We start from the raw sequence: 26,057 nt of genomic DNA on the forward strand, positions 1-26,057 counted from the left end.
CCAGGCGACACCGGCGCGCGCAATGTGGCTGATGGCGAAAATGCGCCTGACGCGCCAGGCCAACCAGATCATGGCCAACGGCCTGTTCAAACGCTTCAAAAAGAAGAAGCCGCGCGACGGCATCGCCGTCAAGCGCGGCAACAGCTGGATCATGACGCTGCTGGTCGCGACGGTGTTCGCATTCTCGTTCGGCAGCCTGGCGCGCACGGTGATCGTCAACCTGCAGTGCGGGCTGGTCGAAACCAGCACGTGCCGGAACGACGACCAGCACGGCGAGCGGCAAGTGAACCTCGAGCGGGCGGCGGTCGAACTGCACGCGGCGCCATTCGATCCGGCGCTGCTCAACGGGCTGACGATGGAGTTGAGTATCCTCTTCGTGCTGGCCGTGCTGCTGCCGCTGGGCGGCAAGGAACTGGCGCAACCCGACTGGGACCTGGAATGGCTGGTGACAATGCCGGTCAAGCGCTCGACCCTGATGTGGGGCAGGCTGCTGGAGCGCAGCGCCAGCAACATCAGCGGCATGTTCGCGCTGGTCGCGCCGCTCGCGATGGTCGCCTGGTATTCGGGCTTGCGCTGGATGGCGCCGCCGGTCGCGCTGCTGGCGGCGGCATTGCTGCTGCCGCTGGCGGCGCTGCTGCAGACGCTCGCCGACACCGGTCTGCGCATGTGGCTCCCGGCGTCGCAGCTGCGCAATCTGCAGGCGGTCATCTCGCTGTTCAACATGCCGCTGATGTACCTGGTCATGGCGCTCGGCATGCCGGCGGCCGACAGCTTCCCGATGGCGTGGGCGCGCGCCTTCCCGTCCTGGGCGCTGTGGGCGCCGCCGGGATTGGTGCTACAGGCGATACAGGCGCAAAGCCTGGCGCAGTTCGCGCCTGTCGCCGCGCTGCTGCTGGCGCAAATCGCCGCGCTGCTGTGGGGCGGCGTGGCGTTGATGCGCTACCAGCTGCGCAATGGCGTGGTCGGTTCCAGTTCGCGCGAAAGCACGCGCGGCAAGGATAGCGGCAAACACGATCGCAAAGACAGCAAGGCGGTGCCCTTCGCGCTGTTCGACAGGCTGCTGTCCACGCTGCAGCGGCGCGAATTGCGGCTGCTGGGGCGCGACCGCAACTTCCTGGTGCAAACGCTGCTGCTACCGGTCGTCATCGTCGGCAGCCAGCTGCTGTTCAACGGTAAGCTCGGCAGCATCGGCGAACTGGGCGCGCATCACACGGTGGCCGCCGCCGCGGCCTTCGGCATCGGCTCGTATGTGCTGATGCTGTCGGCCTTCCAGAACCTGAACACCGAAGGCCACGCTCTGTGGCTGCTGTACACCGTCCCGCGTTCGATCGAGAGCATCCTGCGCGAAAAGGCCAAGCTTTGGGGCACGCTGGCGCTGATCTATCCGTTGATGGTGCTGGCCTTCACCGCGATGCACACGGCGGTGCTGGACTGGCGGCTGCTGGTGCTGACGCTGACGGTGATCGCCGGCATTCCAATCTTCTCGATGATCGCCGTCTCGCTTGGCGTCTTCGCGTTCGACTCGACGGCGGTAGAGATGCGCACCGGCATACGGCCGACCTACGCCTACCTGTACCTGATGCTGGCGGGCTTTTACACCTGGTCGATCTACAACGAGCTATGGTCGCAGAAAGTGGTGGTCATGGTGTTGATCGCCGCGCTGGCGTTCGCGCTGTGGCAGAAGGCGCGCGACGCCCTGCCCTACCTGCTCGATCCCGCCGCCGCGCCGGCGCCGCGCGTATCGGCGTCGGACGGCTTGATGGCCGCCACGGCCTTCTTCATCCTGCAGACCGTCCTGGTGCTGATCCTCGCCGACGACATCAAGGCGCCCGGCCTGCACGTCATCACACTCGCCTTCGGCATCTCCGGCCTGGTGGTGTATGGCCTGATGCGTTTGATTTACTGGCGCAGCAAGACCACCAACGTGCCGGTGATACTGCGCGGCGTGCGGCTGGGGCCATCGCTGCGTGACGCCGCCATCGGCATCGCCGTCGCCTGCGTCGCCGGTTTCGGCTACCTGTACGCGGTCAAGCACTCCCCACTCGGGGCGCAGCTGCCGCCAGTGGCCACGGGGGAGCATGCGCGCCTGTGGCTGTTCGCGCTGGCGGTGCTGGCAGCGCCGCTGTGCGAAGAGTTCATCTTCCGTGGTTTGATCTTCGGCGGCCTGCGTCGTTCGATGCCGGCGTGGCAGGCGATCGCGGTCAGCGCCGCCATCTTCGCGGTGGTGCATCCGGCGCTGTCGATGCCGGCGGTATTCGTGGTGGGGGTGTGCACCGCGTGGATCTATGAGCGCAACAAGACGCTGCTGGCGCCGATGCTGGTGCACGCGGTGTACAATGCCGCGATCCTCTCCACGCAAGTATAAGAAACTACGAGAAACTACGAGAAACTACGGAAACACGTAGGGCGGATTAGGCGAAGCCGTAATCCGCCATCTACGCGCCGCCTCAGTCCTTGTAGCGCGGACCGACGGCGGCAAACCCGCCGCCCTGGTAGATCGTCGCCAGATCATCGGCCGGCGGATAAACGCCGGTGTCCGGGAACTTGTCTGCGAACTGCACCGAACTATCCTTCGGCACATAGCCCAGATGTGCGGCCTTGCTGTTGTCCCACCAGCTGGCCGGGTTGGCCGAAGCGCCGAACAAAATCGTATGGCCCACGCGCGGCGTGAACAGCGAGCAGCGCAGCGCCTCTTCCAGATCGTCGTAGCTCAACCAGGTCACCAGCATGCGCGGATTGGCCGGCTCCGGGAACGACGAACCGATACGCAGACAAACGGTTTCGAGGCCGGTGCGGTCGTAGTAGTAGCGCGACAGCGACTCGCCGAAGCACTTGCTCACGCCGTAGAAGCTGTCCGGGCGGGTCGGGCTGTCGGCGTCGATGTAGTCGGTCCACTTGTAGTAACCGATGGTGTGGTTGGAGCTGGCGAAGATGATCCGCCTGGTGCCGTGCTTGTGCGCCGCCTCGTACAGGTTGTAGGTGCCGAGGATGTTGGCCTGCATGATGTTTTCAAACGTGTTCTCGGTCGAGATGCCGCCGAAGTGCAGCACCGCCTCCACGCCCTCGAGCAGCTTCATGACCGCGGCCTTGTCGGCCAGGTCGCACTGGATGATCTCCTCGCCCTCGCGCGCCTCGCCCATGTCGGCGATATCGGACAACACCACCACGTCGGCCCAGGGCTTGATGCGGTCGCGCAGAACTTTACCCAGGCCGCCGGCGGCGCCGGTCAGCAGCAATCGTTTGAATGGCTTACTCATTATTATTTGTCTCTCGTTCGGTTTTTATTGAAGGATGATGGTAGCGCTGATCCGGATATCAGGTCACTGGCGCCGGGTTGAACAGCACCAGCGCGTTATGCAGCTTCCACTTCTCGGCCCAGGTCTCGCGGCCGCTGGCCACGTCCAGCACCAGCTGGAACATCTCCCAGCCGACATCGGCGATGGTAGCCTCGCCGCTGGCGATGCGGCCGGCGTTGATGTCCATCAGATCGTGCCAGCGGTTGGCCAGGTCGTTGCGGGTGGCGACCTTGATCACCGGGACTTCGGCCAGGCCGTACGGCGTGCCGCGGCCGGTGGTGAAGATGTGGACGTTCATGCCGGCGGCCAGCTGCAAGGTGCCGCAAATGAAATCGCTGGCCGGCGTGGCCGCGTAGATCAAGCCTTTTTGCGTCAGCTTCTCGCCCGGCGACAGCACGCCGGAAATGGCGCTGCTGCCGGATTTGACGATCGAGCCCATGGCCTTCTCGACGATGTTCGACAAGCCGCCCTTCTTGTTGCCGGGCGTGGTGTTGGCGCTGCGGTCGACGCCACCGCGTTGCAGGTAATTGTCGTACCAGGCCATCTCGCGGATCATGGCGTCGGCCACTTCCGGCGTCGCCGCGCGCGAGGTCAACTGGTCGATGCCGTCGCGCACTTCGGTCGTCTCGGAGAACATCACGGTGGCGCCGGCGCGCACCAGCAGATCGGTGGCGAAACCGACGGCCGGATTGGCCGTCACGCCGGAGAAGGCGTCGCTGCCGCCGCACTGCACGCCGACCACCAGCTCGGAGGCCGGCACGGTTTCGCGCTGGCGCTTGTTCAGGTTGACCAGGTTGGCCTCGGCCTGTTTCATGATCGAGGCGATCATCGACATGAAGCCGACATGCTGCGCGTCCTGCAGGCACACCAGCGACGGCTCGGCGCCGCCGCCGTTCTGGATCGGGATCGAACCCTTGGGGAACAGGCGGGTCGGCTGCAGCTTCTCGCAACCGAGGCTGACCACCATCGCCTGTCCGCCGAAGTTCGGGTTGAGCGTGATGTTGCGCAGCGTGCGGATCGGGATCATCGCGCCCGGCGCGTCGATCGCCACGCCGCAGCCGTAGGTGTGCTCCAGCCCCACCACGTCGTCGACGTTGGGATACTTCGGCAGCAGTTCTTCCTTGATGCGCTTGACCGCGAATTCGACCACGCCCGATACGCATTGCACGGTGGTGGTGATGGCCAGGATGTTGCGCGTGCCGACGCTGCCGTCCGGATTGCGGAAGCCCTGGAAGGTATAGCCTTCGAGCGGTTCGGCCGGCGGCTGCAGGCGGGTGGAGATCGGCAGGTTGACCAGCTCGCGCGCGTCCGGCATGCGCACATTCTGCTCGTTGAGCCAACTGCCGGCCGGCAGATCGTCGGCGGCGAAGCCGATGGTGACGTTGTAGCGGATCACCGCCTCGCCCTTGGCGACATCGCGCAGCGCGACCTTGTGGCCTTGCGGGACCGCTTCCAACAGGGTCAGGCCGTCGGCGAACACGGCGCCGGCGGGCAGGCCGCCATCGTTGACAACGATGGCGACGTTGTCGTTGTCGTGCATGAGGATGTAGCGCGGCGTCGCTGCGCTAGTCGGTGGCATCATTCTGGCTTCCTTTCCGGGCGTCTTAACCCGGCTAACGTTGTTTTTTGGCATCTTGAATTGGTCAGGCCACTTTGACTATTGGCCGGCCAGCGTTCTGTTTGTATCCGGGGCGCCACAACCCTACAGCCCTGATTCTACCGTGTTTTTTGAGCTTCTTCATCGGGAAAACACGGTTGGAAAGCGGTTACCTGGCGAATTTAGTATGACAGCTATAAATAAATTTGGCTAGTCCACGTTGCCCTTTTGGTCAGACCACCTTAGAATGGCCTGACCAGATGGCCATATCAAAAACGCCACGACCATAACACGACGAGACAAAAAGATGCTGAAGAGAACTTTAGCTGCCAATGACGGCACCACTCCGGAGACGCGCTTGTACCGCCTCGTGGCCGACCGCATCCAGGAGCTGATCCGCAACGAACACATCTCCCCCGGCGAGCGCCTGCCGTCCGAGCGCGATCTGGCCACCAAGCTCAGTGTCAGCCGCGCCTCGCTGCGCGAAGCGTTGATCGCGCTGGAGCTGGGCGGCGTGATCGAAGTGCGCGGCGGCTCCGGCGTCTACGTCAGCGAGCGGCCCACGCCGGCCGACCTGCCCGAAGCCGGCCCCGGTCCGTTCGAAGTGCTGTCCGCGCGCCGCCTGATCGAATCGGAGATCGCCGCCATCGCCGCGCGCGTGGCCACCGACAGCGCCATCGACGCCATCCTCAAGGCGGTGGTCGAGATGGAACAGAACCACTCCAACTATTCAAGCAACGAGCAGGCCGACCGCAACTTCCACATCGCCATCGCGCGCGCCACCGGCAACAGCGCGCTGGTGGGATCGCTGGACTACCTGTGGGACCAGCGCGGCCGCCTGTGGCACAAGCTCAAGGAGCACTTCCAGACCGAGGAACTGCGCCAGGAGACGCTCAAGGACCACCGCCGCATCCTGGAGGCGATCGCCGCCCACGATCCGGCGGCCGCGCGCAAGGCGATGCGCGCGCACCTGGAACGCGTGACCCGCACCTTCTCGCGCGGTTGACGGCATAAGGAATTGCGGTACCCGAAGTAGCAGTAGACGCACGCAGGAGCGGCCATGACGCCGCCCGCTAAAAAAGTAATCAAGTTATTGACCGTTTGCGACCCCGGACTGTGCCCGCACAGCGACCCTCGTCTCAACGGCACGGAGTACGCGAGGTGCTCCACTCACGCTCATGCTGTCGCGGCAGGACGTATAACTTTATTCAAAAAGACGAAGGAGACTAGAATGATCAAGCCCGAGCACCCGGTCCAAAACCGATCCGCACAACCACGGCTGCTGTTGTCGGCCATTACCCTGGCCGTGCTGACGCTCGCCAACCAGACCGCCGCGCAGGCACAGGAAGCGGAAGCGCCGATGCAGCGCGTCGAAGTGACCGGTTCGAGCATCAAGCGCCTGGCCACCGAAGCGTCGCTGCCGGTCAGCACCGTCAAGGCCGAGGACCTGGTCAAGAAGGGCATGACCACCCTGGCCGACCTGATGATGGCGCTGCCGCAATCGGCGTCGCTGGCGCCGTCCAACGCCGGCTCGGGCACCAATATCAATCTGCGCGGCCTGGGCGTGAACCGCACGCTGGTGCTGTTGAACGGCCGCCGCCTGGCCAACGAGGCGATCGCCGACGGCTACGCCAATCTGGATGTGATTCCGATGAGCGCGATCGCGCGCGTCGAGATCCTGCGCGACGGCGCCTCGTCGATCTACGGCTCCGACGCCATCGGCGGCGTGGTCAACTTCATCACCCGCACCTCGTACGAAGGCCTGGAAGCGACGCTGCAGCACGTCGAAGTGGCCCGCCGCGGCGGTGGCGAGGAGGAGCGCGGCACCCTCACCTGGGGCAAGGGCAACCTGGAACGCGACGGCTGGAGCCTGTGGGGCACGGTCGACGCGCACAAGCGCTCGGCGCTGGCCTCGCGCGACCGCGCCGGTCTGAGCTCGCCGGAACTGCTGACCAGCATCGGCCGCTCGCCGACGCTGGCCACCGGCGGCAACGCCACGCCGGCCAATTTCACCACCGCCACCAACCGCACCGCGCGCAACCCGTACGCCGCCACCGGCTGCGTGGCGCCATACTCGATCCCCGGCCGCGCCAACACCTGCGTGCTGGACGCCAACGAATACGGTAACGCGCTGTACGAAAACCAGCAGGTCACCTTCTACGCCCGCGCCGCCAAAAAGCTGGGCGAAGACCACGTGATCTCGATCGACTACTCGCGCGGCGAGGAGCACATCATCGGCACCCGCAATCCGACCAACGCGCTGGCGGTCAACGGCGTCCAGCCGCAGCTGCCGTCGACCAGCAAATGGTATCCGGGGAACAGCGGCGGCGTGCCGGCCATGTCCGGCCTGAACGGCGCCACCCTGATCCCCACCTGGGCCGTCGCCGACTACGGCGCCGCCGCCACCAAGGACGTGCAGCTGAACCAGCGCGTCGCCGTGGCGCTCGAAGGCACGCTGGCGGGCTGGGACTACAAGACCGGCCTGGTGGTCGGCATCTCCAACCGCGACAACTACTACGACAACGGCTACTTCACCGGCCAAGGCCTGCTCGATGGCCTGCGCAACGGCCAGCTCAATCCATTCGGCCTGCAGGACGCCGCCGGCCGCGCCTACCTGCAAAGCGTCAACGTCGACGGCCAGAAAAACCGCGAATCGAAGAGCACCTACACCGGCATCGACGTCACCGCCAGCCGTCCGCTGATGGACCTGGGCGGCGGCTCGCTGGCACTGGCGGTCGGCGCCGACTTCCACCGCGACACCACCGAGGACACGCGCCTCGACATCGTGCGCCAGGTTACCTACGCCAACGCCAGCCCGTCGCATGGCGAAGGTGGCCGCAACGTCGCCGCGCTGTTCGCCGAGCTGGATATGCCGTTCACCAAAAAGCTGAACGTCAACGTCGCCGTGCGCGACGACCATTTCAGCGACTTCGGCAACACCATCAATCCCAAGGTGAGCTTCCGCTACGAGGCGACCAAGCAGTTGATGTTCCGCGGCTCGGCCAACACCGGCTTCCGCGCGCCCACCTTGTTCGACCGCTACGGCTACCGCCTGCCCGGCGCCACCGGCCTGACCTCGGCGAAATGGGACGATCCGGTACTGTGCCCGAGCGACCGCCCTGGCGTGGCCGGCACCGGCAAGCCGCTGCCTGGCTATGTGGAGTCGACCGTCTGTAACACCACGCTGCCGAAGCAGACCGGCAGCAACGCCAACGTGCAGCCGGAAAAATCGAAGGGCTTCACCTTCGGTACCGTGTTCGAGCCGACCCGCACCTCGATGGTCTCGATCGACTACTGGAACATCAAGATGACCGACATGCTGGCGAACTTGCCGGAGCAGGTCTACTTCCTCGATCCGGTCAAGTACGCGTCGTACTTCGTGCGCAACGCCGACGGCACCATCAACTACATCCAGAACACCATCATGAATCTGGGTGGGCAGAAGGCGGCCGGTATCGACATCTCGGCGTCGTATGCCTTCCCGCGCAGCTCCTTTGGCGACTTCAAGGTGTCGATCGACGGTACGTATTTGACCCAGTTCGACAACCAGCTCGACAACGGCAGCCCTTACGTGTCGAACGTCGGCCGCTTCGGTATCGCGTCCAACGGCACCACCAGCAACTTCCCGATCATCACCTACCGCTGGAAGCACGTCGCCACGCTGAACTGGGCGCTGGGTAACTGGAACAGCACGCTGACCCAGAACTACAACTCGAAGTACGAAGATCAGAACCTGGTGGCGCAGCAGTACTGGCGCGACATCAACTCGTACAAGAACTGGCAGTGGACGACGACCTACACCGGCTTCAAAAACATGTCGATCACCGCCGGCATCACCAACCTGTTCGACGCCAAGCCGCCGGTCACCAACAGCAGCCTGTATAGCTCCGGCTATCTGAGCAGCGCCGCCAGCCCGATCGGCCGCGCCTTCAACGTCCGCGCCACCTACAAGTTCTACTAATAGAACGTGACGATGTCGATAGACGCTTGATCAACGGCGCCGGACCGCAGCAATGCGGCCGGCGCCTTTTTTTATCCGAGACGCCCATGAAATCCACGATCAGCTTTTTCATCGCCGCCGCATTGTCGATAAGCGCCCATGCCGCCGAGACCACATCGCCGCCGCCGGCCAAGCCGGTGCGCGTCATCCTCGTCGGCGACTCCACGATGGCCAGCAACAGCGGCTATGGCGACGCCTTCTGCGCCCGCGTCCAACGTTCGAACACCTGTATCAACCTGGCCCGCGGTGGCCGCAGCTCCGGCAGCTTCCGCGCCGAGGGCCGCTGGGACGAGGTCGAGGGACTGTTGAAAGGTTCGGCCGCCTACCGCGCCACCTATGTGCTGATCCAGTTCGGCCACAACGACCAGCCGGGAAAACCCGGCCGCTCGACCGACCTCAAAACCGAATTCCCGGTCAACATGACCCGCTACGCGCAGGAAGTGAAGGCGCTCGGCGGCGTCCCGGTGCTGGTCACGCCGCTGACCCGGCGCAGCTTCAAGGACAAGGTCCTGGAAAACAACCTGCAGCCGTGGGCCGACGTGATCCGCGCCACCGCCGCCGCCCAGCGCGTGCCGCTGCTGGACCTGAACGCCGACAGCTACGCCGCCGTGCAGGCGATGGGCGAGGACGAAGCCGACACGCTGGCGATGGCGCCGCGCCCTGAAAAGAGCACCGAGGCGGCAACGGCGGCCGGCAAGGTGGAAGTGGCCGGCGCGGCCAAATCGGCCTTCGACCGCACCCACGTTGGTGCCAAGGGCGCCGCCTACTTCTCGAACATGGTGGTGGAGGAGATGAAACGTGCCGTGCCGGAAAGCGCCGGCATGTTCAAACGGGAGGGCGAGCAATGAGGCTGGCGCCATCGGCCTTCGCCGCGACGCTGGCGATGGTTGTCGTCGGCCTTGGCATGGCGCAGGCCCAGGGCAATTCCGGCACCCGCCCGCAGCTCAGCGCCGCACAGGCCAGGCAATACGCGTACGGCGAGGTGCTCAAGTACGTCGGCGACGCCGGCAGGGAAGCCGTCGATCCGTGGGACCCGCTCACCGATCCGCTGGCCAAAGGCGCCGCGTTCACGCCCGACTATATCGTCGACCAGGGCGCGAAAGCGGACGGCGTCAAGACATTCAACACCGTGCAGCAAGCCGTCAACCGCGCGGTGCGCGACAGCCCGGCGCATCCGGCGAAGCGGCTGTATATGCTGGTCAAGCCCGGCACCTACCAGGGACTGGTCTACGTGCCCGCCGCCACCGCGCCGCTGACGATGTACGGCGACGGCAAGGACGCAGCGGCCACGCGGATCACCGCCAAGCTCGATGCGTCGGTGACCGGCGCCGCTTACGCCGCCCGCCACGGCGCGCAGTTCGCCCAGGCCGCGCCGGACGCGCAGGCGATGTACGCCACCATCAAGGACCGCGACGTGATCGGCACCTTCGGCACCGCCACCGTCTGGGTGCGCAACAACGGCTTCCAGGCGCGTAACATCACGTTTGAAAACGGCTATAACAAGGACACCGGCAACGCCCGCGCCGAGTCGCTCCCGAATATCAACAACGTGCACCACCAGGCGTTGGCGTTGCAGGTCGACGGCGCCGACAAGGCGCAGTTCGAGAACATCCGCCTGATCGGTTTCCAGGACACGCTGTACCTCAAGTCGCCGCGTATCGGCGCCACCTCGCGTAGCTTCTTCAATAAGTCCTACATCGAAGGCGACGTCGATTTCATCTTCGGCGACAGCACCGCCTACTTCCACCAGACCGAGATCAAATCGATCGGCGACCGTGGCCTGTCGTACGTCGCCGCGCCGGACACGCATTGGAAGACGCGTTACGGCTTCGTCTTCGACAACTGCCGCTTCACGCACGACGGCTCCGCCAACGCGCGGCAAGGCACCTTTTACCTGCTGCGCCAGTGGTTCCACAGCGCCCGCTGCACGCCGTACGCCGCGGTGCCGGTCGACGGCTACGCCTGCCTGCTGGGCGACGCCAACGGCTACCAGGCGCCCACCGGCACCATCGCCCGCGTTTCGCTGGAGGCGGTCGGCAAGATGGTGGTGCTCAATTCGCGCATCGGCGCCCATATCAACCGCAATCGCCCCTGGGCCGACTGGAACAAGAAAGGCGGCCTGCCCTACCGCCCGGTCCAATACAGCTCGGACGACTACTGGAACAATTTGATCAAGGCCGGCATCGACCCGGTCAAGGATCTCGGCTACGCCGCCAAACCTACTCCCGCCGATATCTTCATCGGTGAGTTCAACAATCAGGACGAATAAGGAACATAGCATGTCTATCAATACCCAGCGCCGCAGTCTGATGAAAGCCCTGCCGGCCGCCGGCCTGTCGCTCGGCCTCCCCGCCAGCGCCGCCACCGCGCCCGATCCGTGGCTGCAGGCGCAAGCCATCATCGACCACGTCTCCAAGCCGCTGAAGTTCCGCAAGCAGGATTTCGATGTCACCGCGTACGGCGCCAAGACCTGCAAGCTGTCGAAGGTCAAGGCCTGGATCTCGTTCGAGGAACAGGACACGATCGACACGCCGGCCGCCGGCTCGCCCGACTGCTACCCCGCGTTCCGCGACGCCATCAAGGCCTGCAGCGACGCCGGCGGCGGCCGCGTCGTCATCCCGGCCGGCGACTGGTATTGCGCCGGCCCGATCGTGCTGCTGTCGAACGTGAACGTCCACCTGAGCGCCAACGCCCACGTCTACTTCAGCCACAACCCGGCCGACTACGCCAAGTACGGCGACATCGATTGCGGCAAGCATGGCAAGCTGTCGATCTCGCGCTGGCAGAGCAACGACTGCCTGAACTACTCGTCGATGATCTACGCCTACAACCAGCACAACATCGCGCTCACCGGCGACGACTGGACCAGCACCCTGGACGGCCAGGGCGGCGTGCCGTTCAACGACGACGGCGACTGCTGGTGGACCTGGAAGGGCAAGCAGAAGACCATCAACTCCATCGGCCAGGGCACCACGCCTAATTTCAAGGCCGGCAAAATGTCGGAGAACACCGAGAACCCGCTCAACGCCGTATCGCTGGCGACCGTCGCGCCGAACCTGACCGAGGCCGAGCGCCTGCTGATCCAGGGCGAAGGCCAGCGCTGGCGCGCGGACGCCCAGTATCTGCCGGCGTTGTCGGAGGCGGGCGTGCCGCTGTCGAAGCGCGTGTTCGGCATCGGCCATTATCTGCGCGCGCCGATGATCCAGCTGATCGGCTGCACCAACGTGCTGCTGCAGGGCTATCACGTGATGCGCACGCCGTTCTGGATGCACCACCCGGTCCACTGCCGCAATCTCGTCATCCGCAAGGTGCACTGCGAAAGCCATGGCCCGAACAGCGACGGTTTCGATCCGGAGGCCTGCGACCACGTGCTGGTCGACGGCTGCACCTTCGACACCGGCGACGACTGCATCGCCATCAAGGCCGGCAAGGATCTGGATACGCAATTCGGCCCGTCGCAAAACATCGTGATCCAGAACTGCGTCATGCACAGCGGCCACGGTGGAGTGACCCTGGGCAGCGAAATGGCCGGCGGCATCCAGAACGTGTTCGCACAAAAGCTGGTGTTCGAAAACGCCAACTGGAAAACCAACCCGCTCAACACCGCGATCCGCATGAAAACCAATATGAACCGCGGCGGTTATCTGCGCAATTTCTACGTGCGCGACTGCACGGTGCCGAACGGCGTGCAGCTGTCGCCGTCGTTCTACGCGTCCCTGCCCGGATCGCCGATACAGTCGAAGACGGTGGCCACGGCGGCCGGCGCCATCGTCACCTTCGACTGCGACTACACGCCGATCAGCGACAATGTCCGTACCCGCCCGCCGGTGGTCTCGAACATCAATATCTCGAACATCAAGGTCGGCAACGTCACCAAGGACGGCAAGACGGCGTCGTGCTTCCAGGCGATCGTCATCCTCGGCCCGGTGGCGTCGGACTATAACGGCCCGGGACCGGTGCCGCCGGTGGTGCCGGTGACGGACGTGACGATCACCGACTGTGATTTCGGCATGCCGGTCAACACGGCGCAGCCCTGGTTCCTGTACAACGTCAAGGGGCTGCAGCTGAAGAACGTCAGCATCGGCGGCAAGGTGCACAACACCACGCTCAACGCCTGATGATGGCCATGGCGATCGGCCGGCGTACTTTGCCAAGGAGGTTGCCGACGCTGCTGGCGGCCGTCACGATGCTGGCCGCCGGGGTGCCCGCCCTGGCGGAGGAAGTGGCGCCGGCGGTGTCGCCCGCCAGCGGCGCGCGCGATGTCAATCCGGATACCCATCTGGTGCTGCGCTTTGCGCAGCCGCCGGTGGCCGGCAAGTCCGGCCAAATCCGCATTTACGATGCGCACGACGACCGGCTGGTCGATAAGCTGGACATGGCCATTCCCGCCGGGCCGACCGAGCGCGCCAAGCTGCCGGCCGCGCCGTATCTGGTGACGCCCTACCCTTATCCGGAAGGGCCGCGCCGCACCAACGCCAACACCAAGGCCGGCACGCCATCGGCCGGTGCCGAACCGGCGCCGGCCGGCTACCAGCTCACCATCATCGGCGGCTTTACCGATGGCTTTCACTTTCATCCCTTGATCGTGCGCGGAAATACGGCGACGGTCTACCCGCACCACAATCTGCTCGAATACGGGAAGCGCTATTACGTCCAGATCGACGCGGGTGTGATCGAAGGCTTCGCTGGCATTCGTGGAAAGACCGCGTGGCGGTTCGCCACCAAGGCGCGGCCGCCGGCCGCGAACGTCGAACGCGTAACCGTCAACGCCGACGGCACTGGCGATTTCAATACCGTGCAGGGCGCGCTTGATTTCGTTCCCGATCATCCGGCGCGGCGCACCACGGTCTTCGTACGCGCCGGCGACTACGAGGAGATCGTCTATTTCCGCAACAAGTCGAACCTGACCATCGAAGGCGAGCATCGCGACAAGGTGCGGGTCCACTACGCCAACAACGAGGTATTCAATCCGCATCCGGCCAATATCAGCACCAACGAGGCGCCCGGCACCTTTCCGTCGCGCCGCGCGGCTTTCGCCGCCGATAACGTCAAGGGTGTGCATCTGAAGAACATGACGCTGCAGACCACTTTGGAGGGGCAAGCGGAAGGCCTGCTGATCACCGGCGAGGAAAACGTCGTCAGCGATGTCACCGTCATCGGCTCCGGGGATGCCTTGCAGGTCAACGGCAGCACCTATCTTGAGGGTGTGAAGGTTGTCGGCCACGGCGATACCATACTCGGGCGCGGACCGGCGTTTTTCCGGCGCTGCGAGATCGAATCGCGCGGACCGTTCATGTGGGTACGCAATACGTCCGCCAACCATGGGAATGTGTTCGTCGATTGCCGCTTCAGCGCCATCGGCGACGGGCAGCCGCACCTCGCGCGCTCGCCGGTCAACAAGGGGAAGAGCTATCCGCATGCGGAGGCGGTGCTGATCAATGCCACGTTGAGCGGCGTCAGTCCCCAGGGATGGGGCGAGATAGGCGGCGACGCGTCGAATGTGCGCTTCTGGGAGTACAACAGCCGCCATGCCGACGGCACGCAGGTCGATGTGAGCAAGCGGCATCCGGCGTCGCGCCAGTTGACGATGGAGAGCGACGCGGAGTTGATCAAGAAGTACGGCACGCCGTCTTGGGTGTTGGGCGGCTGGGCGCCGCGTTGAGCCGTCGACGGAGCCTGGCGGATTACGCTACGCTAATCCGCCCAACGTGGATCACCGCGATGCATCCTTGCCGATGCCCTCGAACCTACGAAAAAACGCGGATACACGTAGGGCGGATTAGGCGGAACGCCGTAATCCGCCACGGAGCCGCCGACAACGCTCGAGCTCGTGTAGAAATGGTGGACCTGACCCCGGATGAAAAAAGGGCGGACACCCCCGGCGTCCGCCCTTTCATCCTTCATCCAACGAACGGCGTTTCCGCCAGCCCCTTGACGCCGGGCCGCAGCAGCAGCACCGCCCCGCCCCACTCCGCGTCCTCCGGCTTGCCGGACGGGATGGACGTGACGATCATCGTGTCCAGGTCCTTGCCGCCGAAGGAGCACATCGACGGCTTTTTCATCGGCACCTCGAGTCGCCGATCGAGCTTGCCGTCCGGCGTGAAGCGCAGCAGGCAGCCGCCGTCGTTGCCGGCGACCCAGTAGCAGCCGTCGGCATCGACCGCCGCGCCATCGGGACGTCCGACCTCTTTCGTCAAATCGGCGAACACGCGCTGGTTCGACGGCACGCCGTCGGCGATGTCGTAGTCGAACGCCCACACCAGGCGCCGCAGCGGATGCGAATCCGACAGGTACATGGTGCGGCCGTCCGCCGAGAAGGCCGTGCCGTTCTGCGTCAGCAGCCCCTCCACCAGCGGCGCCGAGATGCCGCGCGCCGTGTCGTAGCTGAACAACTTGCCGACCTGACGATTGGCCGACATGTCCATGAACATGGTGCCGGCGACAAAACGGCCCTGGCGATCGCAGCGCCCGTCGTTGAAGCGCATACCCTCTCCCAGCCCGACCGCCGGCGTGGCCAGCTTGCGCGCCACGGCCGCCGGACCGTCGCCCAGATCGAGATTGAACACGCCCGTCTCCATGCCGGCGATCAGGCCACCACCGGCCCTGGTCGCGACACAGCCGGCCATTTCATCGAGCGTCCAGAAACGCGTGGCGCCGGACGACAGGTCCAGACGCCAGACGCGCTTGGCGGGGATGTCGGTCCAGTAGAAGGCCGATTCCGCCGCGCTCCACGTTGGGCTTTCGCCCACCGCGCATCGGATGTCGCTTACGCGTTCCATGCCAGGTCGCCGTTGACGACACGCGGCAGCTTCTGCGGGTTTTCGTCGGTCAGCGATTCAGGCAGCAGGTACGATGGCACGTCCTGGTAGCAAACAGGGCGCAGGAAGCGGTCGATGGCCGAGGCGCCGACCGACGTCGAACGGCTGTCCGAGGTCGATGGGAACGGGCCGCCGTGCACCATCGCGTGCGACACTTCCACGCCGGTACCAAAGCCGTTGAACAGGATGCGACCCACTTTGCGTTCCAGCACAGGCATCAGGCGCGCGGCCAGTTGGCGGTCGTCGGCGGTGGCGTGGACGGCGGCGGTCAATTGACCTTCGACGTGTTCGGCCACGGCCAGCAACTCGGCTTCGTCATTGGCGACCACCAGCAGCGAGGTCGGTCCGAAGATCTCGCCTTCCAGCGCAGGGTTGCTCAGGAAGGTCTTGGCGTCGACCTGGTACAGGAACGCTTGCGCGGCGCACGGTGCTTCGGTGGTCTGGCCGGCGGCCAGCTGCGAAACACCGTCGATGCCGGCCAGGCCCTTGACGCCGTTGACGTAGGCCTTGTGGATGCCCGGGGTCAGCATGGTGGCGGCGGGCTTGGCGCCCAGCGAGCCGGCGGCGGCGGCGACGAACGCTTGCAGCTTGTCGCTTTTCAGGCCGATCAGCAGGCCGGGGTTGGTGCAGAACTGGCCGGCGCCCATCGTCAGCGAGTCGGCGAAGGCTTGTGGCAGTTTGGCGTTGTCCAATGCGCCCGGCAGCAGGAACACCGGATTGATCGAGCTCATTTCGGCGTACACAGGGATCGGTTCCTTGCGTTCGGCCGCCGTTTTCATCAGGGCGATGCCGCCGGCGCGCGAGCCGGTGAAGCCGACCGCCTTGATGGCCGGGTGGCTGACCAGGGCCTGGCCGATGGTCTGGCCGGAGCCGATCAGCATCGAGAACACGCCTTCAGGCATGCCGCATTCCTCGGCGGCCTTGGCGACGGCCTTGCCGACCAGTTCCGAGGTGCCCAGGTGGGCCGAGTGGGCCTTGACGATGACCGGGCAGCCGGCCGCCAGTGCCGACGCGGTGTCGCCGCCGGCCACCGAGAACGCCAGCGGGAAGTTCGAGGCGCCGAACACGGCGACCGGGCCCAGGCCGATTTTACGCAGACGCAGATCGCTGCGCGGCGGGGTGCGTTCCGGCAGCGCGCTGTCCAGCGTCGCCGACTGGAAGCGGCCGTCGCGCACGACTTTGGCGAACAGGCGCAGTTGATTGCAGGTGCGACCGCGCTCGCCTTCCAGGCGCGCTTGCGGCAGGCCGGTTTCCTGCATCGCGCGCTCGATCAGGGTCGGACCCAGGTCCATGATGCGGTCGGCGATGGTTTCGAGGAACTTGGCGCGCGCTTCCAGGCCGGTGGCGCGGTAGACGTCGAAGGCCGCATCGGCCAGTTCGCAGGCGCGCGCCAGGTCGGCGGCGCCGGCCAGGCCGAACGCCGGTTCGATTTCCACGTTGCGCGATGGGTCGACCGCCTTCATCGTGCCCTCTTTACCCACCACGGCGCTGCGGCCAATGATCATTTCGCCAGCTACTTGCATATCGACTCCTTAGATGTGTGAAAAGCGCGGACCAGCCGCGCTTTATGTTGTATGACGTTCTATGACGCTAGCTTACCGGATTATTGCGCGCCTTGCTTGCGAATCAGCTTGTCGAGCATGTCGCATTCCTCGGCGGTCAGGTCGGTCAGCGGTGCGCGCACCGGACCGCCGTCGTGGCCCACCAGGCGCGCGCCGGCCTTGACGATGCTGACCGCGTAGCCGGCCTTGCGGTTGCGGATCTCCAGGTACGGCAGGAAGAACTCGTCCAGCATGCGGTTTTGTTCGGCATGATTGTCCGACGCCACCGCGTGGTAGAAGTCCATCGCCAGCTTCGGCATGAAGTTGAACACCGCCGACGAGTATACCGGAGTGCCGAGCGCCTTGTAGGCCGCCGCGTACACTTCGGCCGTTGGCAGGCCGCCCAGGTAGCTGAAGCGGTCGCCCATCTTGCGCCAGATCGAGACCATCAGCTCGATGTCGCCGACGCCGTCCTTGAAGCCGATCAGGTTCGGGCAGCGGTCGGCCAGCTTGGCCAGCGAATCCGGCGTCAGGCGGCAATTGGCGCGGTTGTACACCACCACGCCCAGGTTGGTGGCCTTGCAGACCTCGGCCACGTGTTCGATCAGGCCGTCCTGCGACGCTTCGGTCAGGTAGTGCGGCAGCAGCAGCAGGCCCTGGGCGCCAACGCGCTCGGCTTCCTTGGCGTAGGCGGCGGCGACGCGGGTCGGACCGCCGACACCGGCCAGGATCGGCACTTGGCCGGCGCAGGTGTCGACGGCGGTCTTGATGATGTCGGTGTATTCGTTCGGCGTCAGCGAGAAGAACTCGCCCGTGCCGCCGGCGGCGAACAGCGCGCTCGCGCCGTACGGCGACAGCCATTCCAGGCGCTCGATGTAGCTCGATTTGCGGAAGTTGCCTTCGGCGTCAAAGTCGGTGATCGGGAACGACAGCAGGCCAGAGGAAAGGATTTTTTTCAGGTCATTCGGTTGCATAAGGTCTCCAATAATCGACGTCTAATCTGTGAAGGGGAAGTTCGACGGGCTTCCCGTCGCGTGTTGTATGACATCGTACAACCATATTCGGACGGGAGCAAGCGATTTAGCGAAAACTCGCCGATCGCCGCCCCTGGCGTTGCGGATTGGCTCCCGTCGTGGCGCCCGCGTCGACCGCGGCGGCGCCGCGCCCGCGTCTCAGCCATTGTTGGCGGCGATATCCTCTTGCGCGCGGCGCAGGCGTTCGCGGCTGTTGCTCAGGTGGGTGCGCATGGCGGCGCGCGCCGCCTCGGCGTCCTTGCGCAGGATGGCGTTGTAAATATCATCATGTTCGCGGTTGACGCGTTCCTGGTAGACGACCGGGTCGTCGTGCGCCAGCCGCGCCGAATCGACCCGCGTGCGCGGAATGATGGTGTTGCCCAGGTCGCTGAGGATATCGACGAAATAGCGGTTGCCGGTGGCCTGGGCGATCAGCAGGTGGAACTTGACGTCCGATTCCACCGAGCCGGGGCGGGCCTGCGACTCCTGGATGCGCTTGAGCACCACGCCCATTTCCCGCACCTGCTCCTCGCTGCGGCGGCTGGCCGCCAGCCACGCGGCCTCGGTTTCCAGGCTGATGCGCAGTTCGAGGATGGCCAGCACGTCGCCCAGCGTGCGGATGGTGTCGGACGAGATGCGCAGGTTGGCCGGCTGCGGCTCCAGCACGAAGGTGCCGATGCCGTGGCGCGTCTGCACCAGGCCGGCCGCCTGTAGGTGGGAGATGGCCTCGCGCACCACGGTGCGGCTGACGCCGTGCATTTCCATGATCACCGATTCGGTCGGCAGTTTCTCGCCCGGTTTCAGGGTGCCGGCCTGGATGCTGTTGGTGAAGCTCTCCACCACGCCCTGGGCGAGGTTGCGGTGCTTCTTCTTGGGCAAGGGGGCCGGCGGGACGGGCGACGGGACTGCTGCGGTTTGACTCATGGCTTCGGGCTTGTTGTATGACGACTATTTGGCATTATCGCCGATGACGCGTCGAACGATGTGCATATTGCCAGATTTTCGATGAAAATGATTGCGCGGACATCGTTTTCGCCACATAGGTGGCATCGGCTTGGCGTGGAGCCAGCGGCGGCTCATACATGGCGGATTACGGCGTTCCGCCTAATCCGCCCTACGTGGAAGCGTGGCCGTTCAAGGGCCGACCACCACTGTTCCACGTAGGGCGGATTAGCGAAGCGTAATCCGCCATCGACGAGCCGCCAACCACGCCCGCGTCAAACCAGCAACGCCGCGCTCATCGACGCGGCCTCCTCCGCCGATTCGACCAGCATCTGCTCCAACGCCGCGTTGTCGTCGACGAAACCGTCCAAACCGGCCTGCTCCTGCGCCGGCGCGAACGGCGACGCCACCGGCGCCAGCCGCTTGGCGATCAGCAGCGTGTCGCGCAAGCCCAGCGGCGGCGGCGTCAAGGTCGCCCCGCGCAGCGACACGATGGCCAGGCTCACCGGCTCCGGTATCATCATTTTCCGCATCATTTCGCGGGCGATGATCTCGTGCGCCGCGCCCATCCAGTCGTCCGGATCGTCCAGCAGGCCGGGAATCTCGTCGGCGCGCGACAGCAAATAAAAGCCCCCCGCCTCGTGCACGATGCCGGCGAACATCGCCGTATCGGCGTCGGTGGCGGTCAGCTTGCGGGCGATCACATGGGACAGCGCGGCCACGTGCGCCGTGTGGCTCCACAGCTGCTCGGCCTTGGCGCGCAGCCCGGGGTCGCGGATGCGGCTGCCGAACTGGCGCACCACCATCGCCGCCGCCATCGAATACAAATGCCGGTAGCCCACCCGCGCCACCGCCGAGCGCACGCTGGTGACGGGCACGCCGCCGCGGTTGAACACCGCCGAATTGGCCAGCGCCACCGTACGCGCCGCCAGCAGCGGCTCGCCGAGCACCTTGCGGATCACGTCGTCGGTGTCGCAATCGGGATCGGCCAGCGTCAACTGCAGCCGCAACGCGGCGTTGACGCTGGTGGGAAAGACCAACTCGCCGCGTGCAGCCTGCGTCACAATCTGCGAGATGTCTTTTAGTTTTTCCATAGCAAGATTATAGCGTCAAAGACCATTCCGCTTTGTAACAACTTGTGCGCCGGCGCCCGGCTTGAGAAACATCGCGTCCAGCATGGCCAGCAAACCGACCAGCGCCACCAGCAGGAACGCCAGCCGGTACTCGATGGCCGGCCAGTCGGCGATGCCCAGCCGCTGCGCGCTCCAGTGCCCCAGCCGCACGCCGCTGGCCCCCATCGCGATGCCCAGGCCGACCGACACCTGGAACGCGGTGCTGAACAAGGTGTTGGCCGCCGCCATGCGCGGCTGCGGCACGTCGGCGAAGGCCAGCGTGTTGAGGGCGCTGAACTGCATCGAGCGCGTCAGTCCGCCGACGAACAGCACCGCCGCGATCAGCCACACCGGCGTGGCCGGCGTCAGCAGCGCGCACGCCGCCAGCGAGGCGACGTTGGCCAGGCCGTTGACCAGCAACACCGGCTTGAAGCCGAAGCGCCGCAGGATGGGCGTGGTGGCCGGCTTCATCATCAGGTTGCCGGCGAAAACAGCGATCACCAGCAGGCCCGAGTGGAAGGCGTCCAGCCCGAACCCCAGCTGGAACATCAGCGGCAGCAGGAACGGCACGGCGCCGATCGCCATGCGGAACAACGAGCCGCCAATGATGGTGACGGTGAAGGTAGGGATCGCGAACGCGCCCAGGTCGATCAGCGGATGGGCGGCGCGGCGCAGGTGCCACACCATCGCGGCCAGCAGGACGGCGCCGGCGGCCATGCAGCCGAGCGCCTGGCCCCAGTCCGGATCGCGGGCGCCGACCAACTCGGCGCCCCAGGTCAACAGCAGCACCGCGCCCGCGCTCAGCACGAAGCCCGGCCAGTCGAACGGGCGGCGCGTCTGCGCCGGTTGCGCGGGGATCAGCCACAACGCCAGCGCCAGCGCGATCACGCCCAGCGGCAGATTCAGGTAAAAAATCCAGCGCCACGACAGGTAGCTGGCGATGAAGCCGCCCACCGGCGGCCCCAGCACCGGCGCCACCAGCGCCGGCCAGGTCAGCGTGGCGATCACGCCGATCAATTGTTCCTTGGGCGTGTTCTTGAGCACCAGCAGGCGCCCGACCGGCACCATCATCGCCCCGCCCACGCCCTGCAGCACGCGCAGCCAGACGAATTCGGTCAGGCCGCCGGCCATGCCGCACAGCACCGAGGCGAGCGTGAAAATCGTCAACGCCGCCGCGAACACGCGGCGGGCGCCGAAGCGCTCGGCCACCCAGCCGCTGGCGGGAATGAACACGCCCAAGGTCAGCAGATAGGCGCTGACGCCGATGTTGAGCGCCAGCGGCGCCACGCCGAACGACTTGGCGATGTCCGGCAGCGCCGTGGTGATGATGGTGCCGTCCAGGTTCTCCATGAAGAAGGCGCCCGCGACGAGCAGCGCGATCCATTTACTGGCGGCCGCCGGGGCCGCGTCGCCGCTCATGCGCCGGCCGTGCTGGTGTGGTGTGTGGTGCGCATGCTGTGTGCCCGGGGTTGTTTGTGCAAGTTTCGCGAATTATACCCAGCGGGCCGCCAGCGTTCCGCGCACAAAAAAAAGCGCGGCACCGCCGGTACGGTGCCGCGCTTCAACTGCGGGTAAAACTGTTACAGGTGTGCGGCGATCTGCGGCAGCAGGTCGTCGAAGGTACGGCCGTTGCCGTTTTCGCCGATCGCGTGCATCTTCCACTCGCCGTTGTGGCGGTACACCTTGGCCATGATCTGCGCCGAGTGCGGGCCCTGCACCGACAGGTTGAAACGCGCCACTTCCTTGCCGCTGGACGCGTCCAGCAGGCGGCAATACGCGTTCTCGACCTGGGCGAAGGTCTGGCCGGTGAAGCTGTTGACCGTGAACACCAGGCTCTTGATGTTGGCCGGCACGGCGTTCAGGTCGACGTTGATCTGCTCGTCGTCGCCGTCGCCGGCGCCGGTGCGGTTGTCGCCGGTGTGGACGATGCTGCCGTCCTTGCTCTTCAGCTGGCGGAACCAGATCACGTCGACCGGGCGCTGGCCCTCATCGAACATGACCACCGACGCGTCGAGGTCGACCGCCTCGGTCTTGGCGCCGAAGCCGAGGAAACCCTTGCTCTTGATCGCATCCCAGCCCAGGCCCATCGTGACCTTGCCGAGTGCGCCGCCGCTTTCTTTTTCCAGAGAAATCTTCTGGCCCTTGCTCAAATTGACTGACATAGTGTGCTCCTAATTGGTTTAATGGACAGCTTAAAGTGTTACTGCGACCCTGGGCGCTGGGCCCAAGCCCGGAACGCCGCGCCGTTGCGCGAGCACACCAGGATCTTTCCGGCTCCGGAAAAGCGCAGCACCATGCCTTCGCCGCTGGTCTGGCTGTTGACGAGATTGCTCAAAAAGCCGCTGTTGCCGCCGGTGGTGACGGAGATTTCATAGCGCAGCCGGTTATCCCACGCCACCACGTGCGAGTTATCGATGATCACATCGTTGCCGGGCGTCACGTCCAACGTCGACATCGAACCGAAGCCCGACACCGCCACCTGGCCGGTGCCGCTGGTCTCGGTGATGAAGAAGCCGCCGCTCTGGGCGAACAACGCATTGCCCAGGCTTTGCGTGCGCACCTTCAGTTCCACGCTGGAGGTGGCGGCGACAAAGGCGCCGTCGCTGAGCATGTACTGGTACTGGCCGACGTCGAGCACTTGCATCGCGCCGGGCAGCGTCGGCGCCAGCAGGCAATCGCCGCCGCCGCGCACCGCCTCGATGTGCTGCTGGAAGAAGGACTCGCCGTTGGCGAAGCGGCGCATGATGGCCGCGCCGATGCCGCCGGTCACCTTGCCCTTCAATTCGAGCGCCGCTTCCATCATCACCATCGCATCCGATTCGCAGTAGATCTTCTCTCCCTGCGCCAGCGAAACGTGCAGAAACGGGTCGACATCACCGGTGATCGAAAATTTTGGCATGACTGAGTCCTTTCTTTCCAGTTAAAGTGAATTAAACGCCGACGCCGAACGACGCGGCCAGAGGGCCCAGGCCGCCCTTGAAGCCCTGGCCGACGGCCTTGAACTTCCAATCGGAACCGTTACGATACACCTCGCCGAACACCATCGCCGATTCGGTCGAACCGTCTTCCGACAGGTCGTAGCGGGCGATCTCGGCGTTGCCGGTGGCGTTGACGCAGCGGATGTACGCCTTCTGCACCATGCCGAAGTTCTGCTTGCGGGCGTCGCCCTCGTGGATCGTCACGCACACGGCGATGCGCTCGACGTCGGCCGGCACCTTGGTCAGGTCGATGGTGACGGTTTCGTCGTCGCCGTCGCCGGCGCCGGTGCGGTTGTCGCCCGAGTGGGTGACGGCGCCGTCGGACGACTTCAGGTTGTTGTAGAAGATGAAGTCGTTGTCGGCGCGCACCTTGCCGTCGACCTTCAACAGGAAGGCCGAGCCGTCCAGGTCGAAGGCGCTGCCATCGGTGCTGCGAGCGTCCCAGCCGAGGCCGACGACGATTTGCGACAGGCCCGGGGCTTCCTTGCTCAGATTAACGTTACCGCCTTTTTGCAGACTGATTGCCATAATGTGATACTCCTTAAAGAAACCGGACTTGGGTACTGCATGCGGCGGGTCGTGTCCGTGATTAACGACCCGCCGTGTTCTTTACTGCTTGAATTACTGCCTGAACGTTACGCGGCGATCGCTTCGGTCGCCGCGTGCTTGCGGCGGTGGCGCACCGACGACCAGACCGAGGCGGCGATGAAGGCCACACCAATCAGACCGGTGAAGATCTCCGGCACGTGGTACTTCATACTTGCCAGCATGATCGCGGCCAGGATACCGATGGCGTAGTGCGCGCCGTGCTCCAGGTAGACGAACTCGTCGAGCGTGCCCTTCTTCACCAGATACACCGTCATCGAACGGACGAACATCGCGCCGATGGCCAGGCCCAGCATGATGATCACGACGTCGGTGGTGATGGCGAACGCGCCGATCACGCCGTCGAAGCTGAACGAAGCATCGAGCACTTCCAGGTACAGGAAACCACCGATACCGCCCTTCTTGACCAGGTCGCCGACATCGCTGCCGCCGGCTTCTTCCTTCTCCAGCAAGCCGCTGATGGCGTCGACGCCGACGTACACCAGGATGCCCCACAGGCCGGAGATGAGCACGATCAGTTTCTGCGCCTCGGTCACCAAGCCCATCGAGGCCATCAGCACGCCCAGCGAAATCATCACCGAGATCGACGAGACCTTGCCCAGCGAACCGAGCTTCTTCTCGAAGTTGCCCAGCCAGTGCACTTCCTTGTCCTCGTCCAGCAGGAAGTTCAGGAACACCAGCAGCAGGAACATGCCGCCGAAGGCCGCCACTTCCGCGTGGTGGTTAGTCAGGTGCATCGAATACGTCTTCGGATCGTTCAGCGCCAAGGTCCACACGTCCATGATGCCGATGTCGGCCGCGACCGCCACGATGACCAGCGGGAACAGCAAACGCATACCGAACACGGCGATGATGATGCCGAGGCCGAGGAACAGCTTTTGCCAAAACTCATCCCAGTTCTTCAGCACGGAGGCGTTGACCACCGCGTTATCGAACGACAGCGACACTTCCATCGCCGCCAGGATCAGCGCGACGCCGAACGCGGACAGCGCGCCGGGCCAGCCGTTGTGCGAGTACCCCCACCAGCCGGCCGCCGCAAGGCAGACGATGCTGACCAGGAAGGAAATTCTAAAGTGCTTCATTGATGTTTTCCCCAGTTATAAGTTGATGTAGCGCAGTGTATAGGCGCGCAGCCAATTTAAAAATAGAAGATAATTGAAGTATTACTTCGTAAAAACGGAAGATAGGCCCAATGAAGACCAGCGGACTGAATTTTCGGCACCTGTATTTTTTCTGGATGGTGGCCAAGGAAGGCGGCGTCACGCGCGCCGCCGAGCGGCTCGGGCTGGCGGTGCAAACGATCAGCATGCAGCTGGCGTCGCTGGAACAATCGATCGGCAAGCAATTGCTCGAGCCGCAGGGACGGCGCCTGGTGCCGACCGAGGCGGGCCGGCTCGCGCTGAGCTACTGCGACCAGATCTTCCTGCTGGGCGAGCAATTGCAGGACGCGCTAGACGAGGCCGAGGCGGGCAAGATGCGACTGACGGTGGGCATCTCCGACTCGCTGCCCAAGCTGATCGCGTTCCGCCTGCTGCAGGCCACCCAGGAGCTCGACAAGCAGGTGCGGCTGGTGTGCATGGAGGCCGAGTTCGAGGACCTGCTGGCCGACTTGGCGCTGGGCAAGCTCGATGTCGTATTGACCGACCGCACGGTGCGCGCCGGCGGCAGCCTCAAGGTGTACAGCCACCTGCTGGGCGAAAGCGACATGAAGCTGTTCGGCGTGCCGCGCCTGGCCGACAAGTACCGGCCCGGCTTTCCGGCCAGCCTGAACCACGCGCCGCTGCTCGTACCCACGCGCAACAACGCGCTGCGCGGTCGCATCGACGCCTGGCTGGTGGAGCACGAGGTGCGGCCGGAGATCGTCGGCGAATTCGAGGACAACGCCATGCTCAACACGTTCGGGCGCAACGGCATGGGCTTGTTCTTCGCCACGTCGGCGCTGGCGCAGGACATCAAGGATCAGTTCGGCGCGGTGCTGGTGGGCGACGCGCCGGAACTGCGCGAGCACTTCTACGCCATCTCCAGCGCCCGCAAGATCAAGCATCCGGCGGTCGAGGCGATCCTGTCGGCGGTGCACAGCGGACCGTTCGCGGTGGCAAGCTGACAGACCTTATCGAATCGGTTACAGTTTACCGATCACTAGACTGATGGGAG

20 protein-coding genes are annotated in these 26,057 nt (G+C 65.0%); 8 read left to right on the forward strand and 12 right to left on the reverse strand.

Going from position 1 to position 26,057, the window contains the following annotated elements:
* The first annotated feature begins 31 nt into the window (after positions 1 to 31).
* Positions 32 to 2,365, forward strand: a complete 2,334-nt coding sequence (locus JOD97_RS25695; protein ID WP_229264725.1) for a CPBP family intramembrane glutamic endopeptidase — start codon at positions 32 to 34, stop codon at positions 2,363 to 2,365.
* A gap of 82 nt (positions 2,366 to 2,447) precedes the next feature.
* On the opposite strand, the gene JOD97_RS25700 is transcribed toward JOD97_RS25695, so the two are convergent.
* Together JOD97_RS25700 and garD are read right to left on the reverse strand one after the other, a co-directional pair.
* Positions 2,448 to 3,257 (reverse strand): NAD(P)-dependent oxidoreductase, encoded by an 810-nt coding sequence (locus JOD97_RS25700; RefSeq protein WP_209724886.1) that lies wholly within the window; start codon positions 3,255 to 3,257, stop codon positions 2,448 to 2,450.
* A 58-nt stretch (positions 3,258 to 3,315) separates the two neighbouring features.
* Entirely contained in the window at positions 3,316 to 4,878 is a 1,563-nt protein-coding gene (gene garD / locus JOD97_RS25705) for a galactarate dehydratase (RefSeq protein WP_209724888.1), read from the reverse strand.
* Between the two features lie 322 nt (positions 4,879 to 5,200).
* Between garD and JOD97_RS25710 the strand changes: the two genes are divergently transcribed.
* The 6 genes from JOD97_RS25710 (at position 5,201) to JOD97_RS25735 (ending at position 14,555) form a co-directional block, all read left to right on the forward strand.
* Positions 5,201 to 5,899 (forward strand): FadR/GntR family transcriptional regulator, encoded by a 699-nt coding sequence (locus JOD97_RS25710; protein ID WP_209724890.1) that lies wholly within the window; start codon positions 5,201 to 5,203, stop codon positions 5,897 to 5,899.
* A 225-nt stretch (positions 5,900 to 6,124) separates the two neighbouring features.
* Positions 6,125 to 8,854, forward strand: a complete 2,730-nt coding sequence (locus JOD97_RS25715; RefSeq protein ID WP_209724892.1) for a TonB-dependent siderophore receptor — start codon at positions 6,125 to 6,127, stop codon at positions 8,852 to 8,854.
* 86 nt (positions 8,855 to 8,940) lie between these two features.
* Positions 8,941 to 9,741: a rhamnogalacturonan acetylesterase gene (locus tag JOD97_RS25720; protein WP_209724894.1), complete on the forward strand. Its 801-nt coding sequence runs from the start codon at positions 8,941 to 8,943 to the stop codon at positions 9,739 to 9,741.
* Positions 9,738 to 11,162 carry a pectinesterase family protein gene (locus JOD97_RS25725; protein ID WP_209724896.1) on the forward strand — a complete coding sequence of 475 codons (1,425 nt, stop codon included), beginning with the start codon at positions 9,738 to 9,740 and terminating at the stop codon, positions 11,160 to 11,162. Before JOD97_RS25720 ends, JOD97_RS25725 begins: the two co-directional genes overlap by 4 nt.
* A 10-nt stretch (positions 11,163 to 11,172) precedes the next feature.
* On the forward strand, positions 11,173 to 13,011 hold the full coding sequence (locus JOD97_RS25730) for a glycoside hydrolase family 28 protein (protein WP_209724898.1): 1,839 nt from the start codon (positions 11,173 to 11,175) through the stop codon (positions 13,009 to 13,011).
* Between the two features lie 8 nt (positions 13,012 to 13,019).
* The gene (locus JOD97_RS25735) at positions 13,020 to 14,555 is read left to right on the forward strand and encodes a pectinesterase family protein (RefSeq protein WP_209724900.1); all 1,536 of its coding nucleotides are present in this window, start codon (positions 13,020 to 13,022) and stop codon (positions 14,553 to 14,555) included.
* A gap of 238 nt (positions 14,556 to 14,793) precedes the next feature.
* On the opposite strand, the gene JOD97_RS25740 is transcribed toward JOD97_RS25735, so the two are convergent.
* From JOD97_RS25740 to JOD97_RS25785, 10 genes are all read right to left on the reverse strand, one after another.
* Positions 14,794 to 15,672, reverse strand: coding sequence for an SMP-30/gluconolactonase/LRE family protein (locus tag JOD97_RS25740; protein WP_209724902.1), 879 nt, complete (start codon positions 15,670 to 15,672; stop codon positions 14,794 to 14,796).
* Positions 15,660 to 17,234: an aldehyde dehydrogenase (NADP(+)) gene (locus tag JOD97_RS25745; RefSeq protein WP_209724904.1), complete on the reverse strand. Its 1,575-nt coding sequence runs from the start codon at positions 17,232 to 17,234 to the stop codon at positions 15,660 to 15,662. The genes JOD97_RS25740 and JOD97_RS25745 overlap by 13 nt, the downstream gene beginning before the upstream one ends.
* Before the next feature lie 80 nt (positions 17,235 to 17,314).
* Positions 17,315 to 18,226 carry a 5-dehydro-4-deoxyglucarate dehydratase gene (gene kdgD / locus JOD97_RS25750; RefSeq protein WP_209724906.1) on the reverse strand — a complete coding sequence of 304 codons (912 nt, stop codon included), beginning with the start codon at positions 18,224 to 18,226 and terminating at the stop codon, positions 17,315 to 17,317.
* Positions 18,227 to 18,424: 198 nt separating this feature from the next.
* Positions 18,425 to 19,189, reverse strand: coding sequence for a FadR/GntR family transcriptional regulator (locus JOD97_RS25755; RefSeq protein ID WP_209724908.1), 765 nt, complete (start codon positions 19,187 to 19,189; stop codon positions 18,425 to 18,427).
* Between the two features lie 293 nt (positions 19,190 to 19,482).
* A complete protein-coding gene (locus JOD97_RS25760) occupies positions 19,483 to 20,301 on the reverse strand; it encodes an HDOD domain-containing protein (protein ID WP_209724910.1) in 819 nt (272 codons plus the stop codon).
* A gap of 15 nt (positions 20,302 to 20,316) precedes the next feature.
* Complete coding sequence (locus JOD97_RS25765; RefSeq protein ID WP_209724912.1) at positions 20,317 to 21,738, reverse strand: MFS transporter; 1,422 nt, start codon at positions 21,736 to 21,738, stop codon at positions 20,317 to 20,319.
* 161 nt (positions 21,739 to 21,899) lie between these two features.
* The gene (locus tag JOD97_RS25770; RefSeq protein WP_209724914.1) at positions 21,900 to 22,481 is read right to left on the reverse strand and encodes a TerD family protein; all 582 of its coding nucleotides are present in this window, start codon (positions 22,479 to 22,481) and stop codon (positions 21,900 to 21,902) included.
* 38 nt (positions 22,482 to 22,519) lie between these two features.
* A complete protein-coding gene (locus JOD97_RS25775) occupies positions 22,520 to 23,218 on the reverse strand; it encodes a TIGR00266 family protein (RefSeq protein WP_209724916.1) in 699 nt (232 codons plus the stop codon).
* A gap of 31 nt (positions 23,219 to 23,249) precedes the next feature.
* Entirely contained in the window at positions 23,250 to 23,825 is a 576-nt protein-coding gene (locus JOD97_RS25780) for a TerD family protein (RefSeq protein ID WP_209724918.1), read from the reverse strand.
* Between the two features lie 107 nt (positions 23,826 to 23,932).
* A complete protein-coding gene (locus tag JOD97_RS25785; RefSeq protein ID WP_209724919.1) occupies positions 23,933 to 24,985 on the reverse strand; it encodes a DUF475 domain-containing protein in 1,053 nt (350 codons plus the stop codon).
* Between the two features lie 110 nt (positions 24,986 to 25,095).
* On the opposite strand from JOD97_RS25785, the gene nhaR reads away from it, so the two are divergent.
* Positions 25,096 to 26,007, forward strand: a complete 912-nt coding sequence (gene nhaR, locus JOD97_RS25790; protein WP_209724921.1) for a transcriptional activator NhaR — start codon at positions 25,096 to 25,098, stop codon at positions 26,005 to 26,007.
* Positions 26,008 to 26,057 lie beyond the last annotated feature (50 nt).

Origin of the sequence: Duganella sp. 1411 (genome assembly GCF_017833525.1) — a bacterium.
GTDB lineage: Bacteria > Pseudomonadota > Gammaproteobacteria > Burkholderiales > Burkholderiaceae_D > Rugamonas.